This window comes from Pseudomonas sp. D8002, assembly GCF_013385695.1.
GTDB lineage: Bacteria > Pseudomonadota > Gammaproteobacteria > Pseudomonadales > Pseudomonadaceae > Aquipseudomonas.
Map to the genome: position 1 here is coordinate 15,266 of NZ_JACAPM010000065.1, position 12,119 is coordinate 27,384.

Consider the following 12,119-nt stretch of genomic DNA (forward strand, 5'->3'; position numbering starts at 1 on the left):
TCGCTACGGGTAGCAGAAAAATAGCGCTCAGGCGCAACTTTGGGGCAAACTCCTCGTTTTTCCGTATTGGCCAAGGCATGCCCATGACTCCCGCGTCGTCTGTCGATGAGAAAAGCTTCCGTAAATTGCTGGGCCGCAACGTGGCACTGCCGTTGGGCGTTGGCGTGCTCAGCGCGGTGTTTTTCGTCGTTCTGATCACCTACCTGTTGTCGGTGATCCAGTGGGTCGAACACACCGACCGGGTAATCAACAATCTCAACGAAACCTCGAAACTGACCGTGGACCTGGAAACCGGCATGCGCGGCTTCCTGATTACCGGTGACGAGCATTTCCTCGACCCGTACGAAGTGGCCAAGCCGCGGATCATTTCCGACTTGCGCAACTTGCAGGCACTGGTGGCGGACAATCCGGAGCAGGTGGACCGGCTCAAGCGTCTGGAATCGTTGCAACAGGCGTGGAACACCTACGCCCAGTCGATGATTGACATGCAGCGGCAAAACGGCGATTACCGCACCGCCGTGAAAGCCGGGCGTGGCAAGAGCCTGACGGACGAGATTCGCAAGGAGTACGACCGGGCGGTGGCGATGGAGCAACAGTTCCGCATCACCCGCAATGAAGACGTTACCCGCACCACGATCATCAGCGTCACCTTGTACCTGGTGTTTGTGCTCGGCCTGAGTGGCTTCCTGGCGTATGTCGGCCGAAAGAATCTTCTAGAACTTTCAAACAGTTACAGCGAAAACCTGATGTCGCAGCAGAGGATCGCCAAGCGCCTCGAGCAGCAAGCCTGGTTGCGCAACGGCCAGACCGAGCTGGCCGAGCAGGTCCTTGGCCAACTGACGCTGAACCTGCTGGGGCGCAACATTTTGCAGTTCTTTGCCCAGTACATGGGCTCGGCGGTGGCGGCGTTGTACGTGCGTGAAGAGCACGGCGGCCTCACACGCGTGGCGACCTATGGCTTCTCCCGCGAGCAGGAGCAGCAGGAACAGTCGATCTACAACGACGAAGGCATCGTCGGCCAATCGGCCCGGCAGGACCGCCTGATTCGCCTGGACGATGTGCCGGTGGATTACTTCAAGGTCAGTTCCGGCCTCGGCGAAGGTGCGACCCGCAGCGTGCTGGTGGTACCGACCAGCGATGATGGCCGGGTCAACGGGGTGATCGAACTGGGTTTCCTGCGTGCACTCGATGACCGTGATGTCGAACTGCTGGAGTTGATTGCCGACAACATCGGCACCTCCATCGAAGCCGCGCGTTATCGCCAGCGCCTGCAAGAAGTGCTGGCCGAAACCCAGCAGCTCAATGAAGAGCTGCAAGTGCAGCAGGAAGAGCTCAAGACGGCCAACGAAGAGCTGGAAGAACAGTCGCGCATCCTCAAGGAGTCCCAGGCCCACCTGGAAACCCAACAGGCGGAGCTGGAACAGACCAACGAACAATTGGCCGAACAGACCCAGACCCTGGCCGAGCAGCGCGATGCCATGGACCAGAAGAACGTCCAGCTCAACCGCGTACAGATCGAGCTGGAAGAGCGCGCCGACGAGTTGCAGCGCTCCAGCAAGTACAAGTCCGAATTCCTCGCCAACATGTCCCACGAGCTGCGCACGCCGCTGAACAGCTCGTTGATCCTGGCCAAGTTGCTGGCGGAGAACCCCCAGGAAAACCTCAGCGCCGAACAGGTCAAGTTCGCCGAGTCGATCTACTCGGCCGGTAACGACTTGCTCAACCTGATCAATGACATCCTCGATATCTCCAAGGTCGAAGCCGGTAAGCTGGAAATGCGCCCGGAGAACACCAGCGTTGCGCGCCTGGTGGATGGGCTGCGCGGCATGTTCGAGCCGCTGGCGGCCGACCGCAAGCTCGGGTTCCAGGTGGAGGTGCAGGAAGGCTCGCCACACATGCTGTTCACCGACCGCCAGCGCCTGGAGCAGATTCTGAAGAACCTGCTGTCCAACGCCATCAAGTTCACCGAGAAAGGTGAGGTCAGCCTGTCGGTATCCCGGGCACCGGGGGAGGGCATCGCCTTTACCGTACGCGACTCGGGGATTGGCATCGCCCCGGACCAGCAGGAAAGCATCTTCGAGGCCTTCCGCCAGGCCGATGGCACCACCAACCGTCGTTACGGCGGTACCGGCCTGGGCCTGTCGATTTCCCGGGACCTGGCGAACCTGCTGGGCGGCTATATCAGCGTCACCAGCGAACCTGGCCAGGGCAGTATCTTTACCCTGGTGGTGCCCGAGCACTATGTAGAGCGTGACGAAGACACCCCCGCGCTGGAACAGCCGCGCGCGGTGGCCCCTGCGCCTGCACCGGCGCCGATCAAGGTGTCGCCGATGCCGATCGCCCACGAAGCGCAGATCCCGCGCTTTATCGATGACCGCGACAAGGCTCCGTTCGCCACGCGTTGCATCCTGGTGGTGGAAGATGAGCCCAACTTTGCCCGCATCCTCTTCGACCTCGCCCATGAACTGGGTTACCACTGCCTGGTGGCCCATGGCGCAGACGAAGGCTACGCCCTGGCGGAACAGTACATTCCCGACGCGATCCTGCTGGACATGCGCCTGCCGGACCATTCCGGCCTGACCGTGCTGCAACGTCTCAAGGAACATGCCGGGACCCGCCATATCCCGGTGCACGTGATTTCCGTGGAAGACCGCGTCGAAGCCGCCATGCACATGGGCGCCGTGGGTTATGCAGTCAAGCCGACCACCCGCGAAGAGCTCAAGGATGTGTTCGCCCGCCTGGAAGCCAAGCTGACGCAGAAGGTCAAGCGTGTGCTGCTGGTGGAAGACGATGACCTTCAGCGAGACAGCATTGCCCGCCTGATCGGCGACGATGATATCGAGATCACCGCCGTAGGCTTCGCCCAGGAGGCCCTGGACCTGCTGCGCACCCACATCTACGACTGCATGATCATCGACCTCAAGCTGCCGGACATGCTCGGCAACGAGCTGCTCAAGCGCATGTCCATCGAGGACATCTGCTCGTTCCCGCCGGTGATCGTCTACACCGGGCGCAACCTGACCCGCGATGAAGAGGCCGAACTGCGCAAGTATTCGCGCTCGATCATCATCAAGGGCGCGCGTTCCCCCGAGCGCCTGCTGGACGAGGTGACACTCTTTCTGCACAAAGTCGAATCGCAGTTGTCCCATGAACGCCAGACAATGCTCAGGACTGCCCGCAGCCGCGACAAGGTGTTCGAGGGCCGCAAGATCCTGCTGGTGGATGACGATGTACGCAATATCTTCGCCCTGACCAGTGCCCTGGAGCACAAGGGCGCGATTGTCGTGATCGGCCGTAATGGCCGCGAGGCGATCGAGAAACTCAATGAAGTCGATGACATCGACCTGGTACTGATGGACGTGATGATGCCGGAGATGGACGGGTACGAGGCCACCGCCTTGATCCGCCAGGACCCGCGCTGGCGCAAGCTGCCGATCATCGCGGTGACGGCCAAGGCCATGAAGGACGATCAGGAGCGCTGCCTGGCGGCAGGCTCCAACGATTACCTGGCCAAGCCCATCGACCTGGACCGGTTGTTTTCATTGATTCGCGTGTGGCTACCCAAGATGGAACGGATTTAATTGGAACGAAGCACTGACATCGAACTGCGCTTGTTGATTGAGGCGATTTACCTCAAGTACAGCTACGACTTTCGCGACTACTCCGGCGCTTCGGTCAAACGCCGCGTGGCCCATGCGTTGCGTCAGTTCGACTGCGCCACCATCTCGGCCTTGCAGGAACGGGTGCTGCATGACCCGACGGCGTTCATGCAGTTGCTGCAGTTCCTGACGATTCCGGTCAGCGAAATGTTTCGCGACCCCTCGCACTTCCTGGCGATTCGCAAGGAAGTGGTGCCGCTGCTCAAGACCTACCCGTCGATCAAGATCTGGATCGCGGGCTGCAGTACCGGGGAGGAGGTGTATTCGATGGCCATCCTGTTGCGTGAGGAAGGCCTGCTGGAACGCACCATCATCTACGCCACCGACATCAACCCCCGGTCCCTGGAAAAAGCCAAGCAGGGGATCTTTTCCCTCGAGAACATCCGCGCCTACACCCACAACTACCAGCAGGCCGGTGGCCAGCGTTCGTTTGCCGATTACTACACGGCGGCTTACGATCATGCGATCTTCGACAAGACCCTGCGGGAGAACGTGACGTTTGCCGATCACAGCCTGGCGACCGATAGCGTGTTTTCCGAAACTCAATTAATTTCCTGTCGCAACGTATTGATTTACTTCAATAAAAAGTTGCAGGATCGGGCGTTTGGATTGTTCCATGAATCGCTGTGTCACCGCGGCTTCCTGGTACTGGGCAGCAAGGAAACCCTGGATTTTTCCGCCTACAGCAAACAGTTCGAACCCCTGGTCAAGCAAGAACGGATCTACCGAAAATTATGAATGAAGCTACTGCCAGCCCGGTATCCGGGATCGAGGCCATTGTGATCGGCGCTTCCGCGGGCGGTGTCGAGGCATTGCTGAGCATTTTTGGCGAGCTGCCGGCGAGCTTCGGCCTGCCGATCATTACGGTGCTGCATTTGCCGGACGAGCGCCGCAGCCAGTTGGCGGAAGTGTTTGACCGACGCGTATCGATGAAGGTGGTGGAAGCGCGGGACAAGGAAGTGATCCAGCCCGGTACCCTGTATTTTGCCGGCCCCGGTTATCACCTGTCGGTGGAGCACGACCGCAGCCTGTCACTGAGCCAGGAGGACCGCGTGCACCATTCCCGCCCGGCAATCGACTACCTGTTTGATTCAGCCGCCGATGTCTACGGCAAGGGGTTGCTGGCGATTTTGCTGACGGGGGCCAACCAGGACGGCGCCCGGGGCCTGGCCCACGTCAAGCAGAGCGGCGGTACCACGGTGGTGCAGGACCCTTTGGAGGCCCGCGTCGCCGTGATGCCCCGGGCCGCCCTGGCGCTGCATGAACCTGACCATATCCTCACCTTGAGCCGCATCGGCACCTTGCTGGCTTCCCTGGAATCCTCCCCATGTTAAGTACTGTCCAGGCCAAACTGCTGATCGTCGACGATCTGCCGGAAAACCTGCTGGCCCTTGAAGCGCTGATCAAGCGCGAGGACCGCCAGGTCTATAAGGCATTGAGCGCCGACGAGGCCTTGTCGCTGCTGCTGGAGCACGAGTTCGCCATGGCCATTCTCGACGTGCAGATGCCGGGCATGAACGGCTTCGAGCTGGCCGAGCTGATGCGCGGCACCGAAAAGACCAAGAACATTCCCATCGTGTTTGTCAGTGCTGCCGGCCGTGAGCTCAACTATGCGTTCAAGGGCTACGAAAGCGGCGCCGTGGATTTCCTGCACAAGCCGCTGGATATCCACGCGGTCAAGAGCAAGGTCAACGTATTCGTTGACCTGTACCGCCAGAGCAAGGCGATGAAGCAGCAGGTTGAAGCCCTGGAGCAAAGCCGGCGCGAGCAGGAAGCCTTGCTCACGCGCTTGCAGGCCACCCAGGCCGAACTGGAGCAGGCCGTGCGCATGCGCGATGACTTCATGTCGATCGTCGCCCACGAAGTGCGCACGCCCCTCAACGGGCTGATCCTGGAAACCCAGCTGCGCAAGATGCACCTTGCCCGGGACAACGCCGCGGCGTTTACCCTGGACAAGATGCACGCCATGGTCGACCGCGATGAGCGGCAGATCCAGAGCCTGATTCGCCTGATCGAAGACATGCTCGACGTGTCGCGCATTCGCACGGGCAAGCTGTCGATCCGCCCCGGTCGCTTTGACCTCACGCAACTGGTGCACAACCTGCTGGAAAATTTTGCGCCGCAGGTGGCGGCGGCGGAGTCTTCGGTGGCCTGGGTCCAGGAAGGGCCGGTGGTAGGCAACTGGGATGAATTCCGTATCGAACAGGTGGTGTCCAACCTGTTGACCAACGCCTTGCGCTACGGGGCCAAGAGCCCGGTGGAAGTGCGGGTGTACGCCGAGCATGGCGAAGCGCGGGTAGAAGTACGTGACCACGGGATCGGCATCAGCGAAGACAACCAGAAGCGTATTTTCCAACAGTTCGAACGCGTGTCGGCCAACCATGCCGTGGCGGGCCTGGGCCTGGGGTTGTTTATCTCCGAGCAGATTATCGCGGCCCACGGCGGGACCATTGAAGTGGAAAGCCGGATAGGCGAGGGCGCGCTGTTCCGCGTCTGCCTGCCCCTGGAGGCCGGGGCATGAAATCATTCGCAAATCCGACGCAACCTCTGCGTGACCCCATGGTCGTATCAGCAGCAATTGACCGGACAAAGGCTTCCCATGAGTGAAGATGCACAAGATGTTGTACTGATCGTCGAAGATGACGAATCGATTATGTTTGTGTTGGGCGAGTACCTGGCGGGCCTGGGGTATCGGGTGTTGAAGGCGATTGACGGTGAGCAGGCGTTTGAAATCCTGGCCACCAAGCCGCACCTGGACCTGATGGTGACCGACTACCGCCTGCCTGGCGGCATTTCCGGGGTGCAGATCGCCGAGCCTGCGATCAAGCTGCGACCGGAATTGAAAGTGATCTTCATCAGCGGTTACCCGCAGGAGATTCTCGACTGCAACAGCCCGATCACGCGCAATGCGCCGATCCTGGCCAAACCGTTTGACCTGGATACGTTGCAGGAACATATCCAGCGGCTGTTGGCTTAACGTCTTGAGAAGAGGGAGCACACTCCCTCTTCAAGCCTTGATCATCTCCCTCACCTTTGCCGTCAACAGATCAAAGGTGAACGGCTTGGTGATCATCTGCATGCCCGGGTCCAGAAAACCGCCCCGTACAGCCGCATGCTCTGCATAGCCGGTAATAAACAACACCTTCAACTCGGGCCGCACCTGCCGGCCGATCTCCGCCAGTTGCCGGCCGTTCATGCCGGGCAGGCCAACGTCGCTGATCAGCAGGTCAATGCGCTGGCTGGACTCGATGATCGGCATGGCACTGTCGGCATCACCGGCTTCGACGAAGGCATAGCCCAGTTCACTCAGCACGGCGCTGACCAGCACTCTCACGGCCGGGTCGTCCTCGACGATCAGCACCGTCTCGCCGGCATTGGCGAACGGCAGCAATGCCGGGTTGAGCGGTTCATCTGCAATGACCTCGCCGACATACCTCGGCAGGAACAGGCTGACGGTGGTGCCTTGGCCCACCACACTGTGGATCGACACATGCCCGTGGGATTGGCGCGCAAACCCGTAGATCATCGACAACCCCAGCCCGGTGCCCTGGCCGATGGGCTTGGTGGTGAAGAACGGGTCAAATGCACGGCTGATCACGCTCTCGGGCATGCCGCAACCGGTGTCGCTGACGCTCAGTTCCACATAGTCGCCAGGGGTGAGGGTGCCGTAGGCTGCGGTAAACACACTGTCCAGGTGGCGGTTGGTGGTTTCCACCACCAGTTTGCCGCCGTTGGGCATCGCATCCCGGGCATTGATGGCGAGGTTGAGCAGGGCGCTTTCCAGTTGATTGGGGTCGACTTCGGCGGTCCATAACTGTTCGGTCAGGCGGATATCCAGGGTGATGCTTTCGTTGAGGCTGCGTTGCAGCAGCTCACCCATCGAACTCACCAATTGATTGATCTGTACCGGTTTTGAATCCAGCGACTGGCGACGGGAAAACGCCAGCAAGCGGTGGGTCAGGGCGGCCGCGCGGTTGGCTGAAGTGACACCCAGGTCGATCAGGCTGTCGAGGTCTTCGGTGCGGCCCCGAGCCACGCGCCTGCGCAGCAGTTCCAGGCTGCCGATGATGCCGGTCAGCATGTTGTTGAAGTCATGGGCGATGCCGCCGGTCAATTGGCCGACGGCTTCCATTTTCTGTGACTGGCGCAACGCTTCTTCGTTATTGCGCAGCTGCGCCGTGCGTTCTTCCACCTGTTGCTCAAGGGTTTCCAGGGTGCTTTGCAGGCGCTGTTCGCTCTGGCTCAGGTCGATCAGCCGGTCGCGGGCCTCGTATTGCCGACGACGTCCGCGCAGCGCCGTGGTCACGAGGCTGATCAGGGTGATCGGGTGGAACGGGCGCTCCAGGAACGTCACGTTGCCCAGCAAGGTGCTCAGGTGCGACGAGCCATTCTGTTCGCTGCCGCCGTGGTGCGTCATCAGCACAATCGGCAGGTCTGACCACGCCGGTTGCTGATGCAGGTACGTGACCAGCGGTTCCAGGTCGATACCGCGCAGGGCTTCGGCAGCAATGACCAGCAAGCCGGCACCGTGCTCCAGCTCCTCGCAGAGCATCTGCAAATGGCTGGCGATGATGCCGTTGAAACCAGCCTCATTGAGCATCATCAACGCCAGGGAGCTGTCGCGACCCAGGGGCGCCAGAATGATCGCCCGTTCGAAAATGGCCGGCAGGCCACTCATGAACTTTCATCCTTGAGCAGCGGGTTGTCGGTGCCCATGTAGGTCGGTACGCCGCGCAATACACCCTGGAACGCATCAAGCGGTTCGCCGATGGTCATGCCACGACTGCCGATGCGGTATTCGCGAATGGTCGATTCATGGCTGCCGGTGCGTTTCTTGATGATCGAAATAGCGCGCCGCACCTTGCCCAGCGCTTCGAAGTAACGCAGCAGGATCACGGTGTCGGCCAGATAGGTAATGTCCACCGGCGCCTGCATGTCCCCCACCAGCCCGTGCTGGGCGACGGTCATGAAGGTCGCAGCGCCACGGCGGTTGAGGTACAGCAGCAGTTCATGCATGTGCAGGATCAACGCGTTCTCTTCCGGCATCGCGGCCTGATAGCCGTTGACGCTGTCGATCACCACGGTCTTGATCCCGCGTTCGTCCACACAGCGGCGCACCCGATGGGAGAACTCGCCGGGGGACAACTCGGCGGCGTCTACCTGTTCGATCAGCAGGTTGCCGGTGCCTTGCAGAGCCTCCAGGTCGATGCCCATGTTCTTCATGCGCTCGAACAGCAGGCCCAGCTCTTCGTCAAAAATGAACAGCGCGGCTTTTTCGCCCCGGGAGACGGCTGCCGCGGCAAAGATCATTGAGATCAGCGATTTGCCGGTACCGGCCGGGCCCAGGATCAAGGTGCTGGAACCGGTCTCGATCCCGCCGCCCAACAGGGCGTCCATCTCGCGGATGCCGCTGGTGAGGGTCTGGCGGTTGTAGCCGCCACGGTGCTCGGCTGCCACCAGGCGCGGGAACACATGTACGCCGTCTTCCATGATGGTGAAGTCGTGAAAACCGCCGCGGTATTTCTGGCCACGGTACTTCACGATCCGCACGCGGCGGCGCTCGGCACCGTAGTTGGGGGTCAGTTCTTCGAGACGAATCACGCCGTGGGCCACGCTGTGTACGGTCTTGTCGAGGGACTCGGTGGTCAGGTCGTCCAGCAGCAGCACGGTGGCGTCGTAGCGCACGAAGTAGTGCTTGATCGCCAGGATCTGCCGGCGATAGCGCAGGGAGCTTTGCGCCAGCAGGCGGATTTCCGAAAGGCTGTCGATCACGACGCGGGTAGGTTTGACCCGTTCCACCACTTCGAAAATCTGCCGGGTGGCTTCGCCCAGCTCAAGGTCCGAGGAATACAGGAGGCTTTGCTGGTGCTCGGCGTTGAGCAGGCTTTCGGGGGGAGTCAGTTCAAAGATGTGAATGTGTTCGTCCAGGTCCCAACCATGGGACTTGGCACCCTGGCGCAACTCGCGCTCGGTTTCCGACAGGGTGATGTACAGCGATCGTTCGCCGTTTTTTGCGCCGGCCTGGAGGAAATGCAGGGCCACGGTGGTTTTACCGGTGCCGGGTTCACCTTCCAGCAGGAACAAATGGCTACGGGAAAGCCCTCCGGCAAGAATGTCGTCCAGACCTTCAATACCGGTGGCCGCCTTTGCTGTGAACAGCTCTTTGGATGTAGACAAGAAGTGCCCTCGGGTCACAAATAAGTAGTCGGCAGCGCCGTCTGGGGCGCGCCATATTTACTTGACCTTGGCGCCGTGTGGCGGTTCAACGTTTTGTATCAAATACCGCTTTTACAGGCCCTGTTGCAGCGCCGGGTCGTCCGGGTTCTGCTGTTCAAGCTGTGCCAGCAGCACCTGCACATTCTGCAACTGGCCTGTTTCCTTCCAGTAATTGACCAGCAGCACCCTGGCTTTGCGATTGGCCGGGTTGCGCTGGATGATTTCTTCCAGCTGGCGCTGGGCGGCCTCCAGCTCCTGCTGGGCGTGCAGGGTGGTGGCCAGGTCGTAGCGGTAATCCTGATTGTTCGGTTCGAGCTCCACCGCCCGGGACAGGCTGAGCAGGGCAAAGGCGCGCTCGCCATGGTGCAGCAGCCACATGCCCAGGGCATGTTGCAGGTAGGCCGAATCGGGGTGGGCCTGCAACTGTTTGGCCAGGAGTTGGCGGGACTCGTCGACCTTGCCCTGCTTGTCCAGCAGTTCAATTTGCGCGACCACGGCTTGCAGGTTGTCCGGTTGCAGGCGCATCGCCTGCTCCAGGGCGTTTTGTGCGTCGGGCAACAGCGCGCTGTGAATGTACAGGCGTGCCAGCTGGATCCAGCCTTCGGGGCTTTCGGGTTGGCCCTTGAGCAGCTTTACGTATTCGTCGAGCTCTTGCTGCAACGGGCCGAAGTACAGGCCCAGGGTATCCGGGGACAGCCCGAGCAAGGCATTGGCCGCGGCAAACCTGACGCTTTGCTCGGGGTCATCCAGCAGTGGCCCGAGCAACAGCGTGCGCTGGCCGCTGGGCACCAGGCCGACAATGCTGTGAATCGCCGCCTCGCGCACCATTGGCGCGTCGTTGGCCAGGTCCTTGTCCGCCAGCTTCAGGGCCTGGGGGCTGGGGTAGTTGGGCAGTTCGGCATGCAGGGCGGCGCGGCGCACATCGGAGAGGTCCGGGCGGCTCAACTGTTGATACAGCACCCGGGCAGCGCCGGGTTCACCGTTGTGCGCCTGTTTCAAGGCCTTGGCGTAACCATGGGCGATGGCCGGGGGCACCACCACCGGCGTGGTGCGGGTGAAATACCAGGTGATCAGCACAATAAACAACAGGGCGCACAGGCCGACGATGGAGTAACGGCGTGACTTTGACATGCAGGCGTCCGAAAGCTGGGCAGCTAGTGCAAAGCCATCAGCTTCGGTCAGGTTATCGCGAGTGTCAAACCCGCATCACGTCAGCACGAACTCAATCGGCTCAAGGGCCGGCGGCAGCGTGGTTTCGCCGAGGGCGGCGAGAATCTCGCGCTCCAGGGTGCGCACGATGGCGTTGCAGGGCAGGTCGTTTTCGTCGAAGCCGAACGGGTCTTCGAGGTCGTCGCCGATTTCGTCCAGGCCGAAGAAGGTGTAGCTGACGATGGCGGTGAACACTGGGGTCAGCCAGCCCAGCGGCTCGGCCATGGCGAAGGGCAGCAGGATACAGAACAGGTAGATGGTGCGGTGCAGCAGCAAGGTGTAGGGGAAGGGCAGCGGGGTGTGTTTGATCCGCTCGCAGGAGGCCTGGACCTGGCTCAGGCCGTACAGCCGGGTTTCCAGTTGGGTGTAGCGCCAGTCGCTGATGTGGCCCTGTTCGGCGAGGTTCGAGCAGCGGGCGCCGAGGTCTTGCAGGATCCTGTCGGGGAGGTTCGGGTGGCCGGGTTCTGGGTTGGCCCACGGTTTGATCGCCTGGCTTTCGTCTTCCAGGCGCAGGCGGGCGATCAGGCCATGGGCGAAACCGCACAGGCTGCGCAGGACGTGTTTGCGTTCGGCAGGGTTGAGGACCTGGGTTTCGCGGATCAGTGAGCGGATCTCGATGATCATCTGGCCCAGTTGTTTGCGGCCTTCCCACCAGCGGTCGTAGCAGGCGTTGTTGCGAAAGCTCATGAAGATGGACAGTGACAGCCCCAGCAGTGTGAAGGGTGTGGCGTTGACCTTGGAAAAGTAGGCCGGGTGCAGGGTTTCTACCAGCACGATGACTGAGGCCAGGAGGGTGACCAGCAGGCTGCGCAGCGCAATGCGTTTGGCGATCGAGCCCTTGAGGGAGAACAGGATGCCGAGCAGGTTGGGTTTGGGACGGACGATCATGGGCGGGCTTCTTGGGTGGCGCAGGCTGTCAGGTTAGAAGCATGTTTGCGTTGCGTCCAATTGCTTGGGCTGACTGGGTGATTGGTGGGGTCTATCGGGATTGGGTACATATCCGTTTTTTCGGTGACCAGAGCGAAAGCAGATCTG

The 12,119-nt window shown here is 61.0% G+C and carries 9 protein-coding genes; 5 read left to right on the forward strand and 4 right to left on the reverse strand.

Going from position 1 to position 12,119, the window contains the following annotated elements; genetic code table 11:
- Positions 1-83 precede the first annotated feature (83 nt).
- From HX807_RS30430 to HX807_RS30450, 5 genes are all read left to right on the forward strand, one after another.
- Positions 84-3,581 (forward strand): response regulator, encoded by a 3,498-nt coding sequence (locus tag HX807_RS30430; protein ID WP_177052070.1) that lies wholly within the window; start codon positions 84-86, stop codon positions 3,579-3,581.
- Positions 3,582-4,397: a protein-glutamate O-methyltransferase CheR gene (locus HX807_RS30435; protein ID WP_003217583.1), complete on the forward strand. Its 816-nt coding sequence runs from the start codon at positions 3,582-3,584 to the stop codon at positions 4,395-4,397.
- Entirely contained in the window at positions 4,394-4,993 is a 600-nt protein-coding gene (locus tag HX807_RS30440) for a chemotaxis protein CheB (protein WP_008431027.1), read from the forward strand. Before HX807_RS30435 ends, HX807_RS30440 begins: the two co-directional genes overlap by 4 nt.
- Positions 4,987-6,180 (forward strand): hybrid sensor histidine kinase/response regulator, encoded by a 1,194-nt coding sequence (locus HX807_RS30445; RefSeq protein WP_003217587.1) that lies wholly within the window; start codon positions 4,987-4,989, stop codon positions 6,178-6,180. Before HX807_RS30440 ends, HX807_RS30445 begins: the two co-directional genes overlap by 7 nt.
- A gap of 78 nt (positions 6,181-6,258) precedes the next feature.
- Positions 6,259-6,636: a response regulator gene (locus HX807_RS30450; protein WP_003217591.1), complete on the forward strand. Its 378-nt coding sequence runs from the start codon at positions 6,259-6,261 to the stop codon at positions 6,634-6,636.
- Between the two features lie 30 nt (positions 6,637-6,666).
- Here HX807_RS30450 and HX807_RS30455 read toward each other — a convergent pair whose 3' ends face one another.
- From HX807_RS30455 to HX807_RS30470, 4 genes are all read right to left on the reverse strand, one after another.
- The gene (locus HX807_RS30455) at positions 6,667-8,337 is read right to left on the reverse strand and encodes an ATP-binding protein (protein ID WP_177052072.1); all 1,671 of its coding nucleotides are present in this window, start codon (positions 8,335-8,337) and stop codon (positions 6,667-6,669) included.
- Positions 8,334-9,836 (reverse strand): ATPase domain-containing protein, encoded by a 1,503-nt coding sequence (locus HX807_RS30460; RefSeq protein ID WP_023658825.1) that lies wholly within the window; start codon positions 9,834-9,836, stop codon positions 8,334-8,336. Before HX807_RS30460 ends, HX807_RS30455 begins: the two co-directional genes overlap by 4 nt.
- 111 nt (positions 9,837-9,947) lie before the next feature.
- Positions 9,948-11,006, reverse strand: coding sequence for a lipopolysaccharide assembly protein LapB (locus tag HX807_RS30465; RefSeq protein ID WP_177052074.1), 1,059 nt, complete (start codon positions 11,004-11,006; stop codon positions 9,948-9,950).
- Between the two features lie 75 nt (positions 11,007-11,081).
- A complete protein-coding gene (locus tag HX807_RS30470; RefSeq protein WP_177052076.1) occupies positions 11,082-11,972 on the reverse strand; it encodes a bestrophin family protein in 891 nt (296 codons plus the stop codon).
- Positions 11,973-12,119: the final 147 nt, after the last annotated feature.

Bases quoted from the DNA above. Each gene is read 5' to 3' on its own strand.
- HX807_RS30430 (WP_177052070.1), top strand. From the start codon at position 84: ATGACTCCCGCGTCGTCTGTCGATGAGAAAAGCTTCCGTAAATTGCTG.
- HX807_RS30440 (WP_008431027.1), top strand. From the start codon at position 4,394: ATGAATGAAGCTACTGCCAGCCCGGTATCCGGGATCGAGGCCATTGTG.
- HX807_RS30445 (WP_003217587.1), top strand. From the start codon at position 4,987: ATGTTAAGTACTGTCCAGGCCAAACTGCTGATCGTCGACGATCTGCCG.
- HX807_RS30450 (WP_003217591.1), top strand. From the start codon at position 6,259: ATGAGTGAAGATGCACAAGATGTTGTACTGATCGTCGAAGATGACGAA.
- HX807_RS30455 (WP_177052072.1), bottom strand. From the start codon at position 8,337: ATGAGTGGCCTGCCGGCCATTTTCGAACGGGCGATCATTCTGGCGCCC.
- HX807_RS30465 (WP_177052074.1), bottom strand. From the start codon at position 11,006: ATGTCAAAGTCACGCCGTTACTCCATCGTCGGCCTGTGCGCCCTGTTG.
- HX807_RS30470 (WP_177052076.1), bottom strand. From the start codon at position 11,972: ATGATCGTCCGTCCCAAACCCAACCTGCTCGGCATCCTGTTCTCCCTC.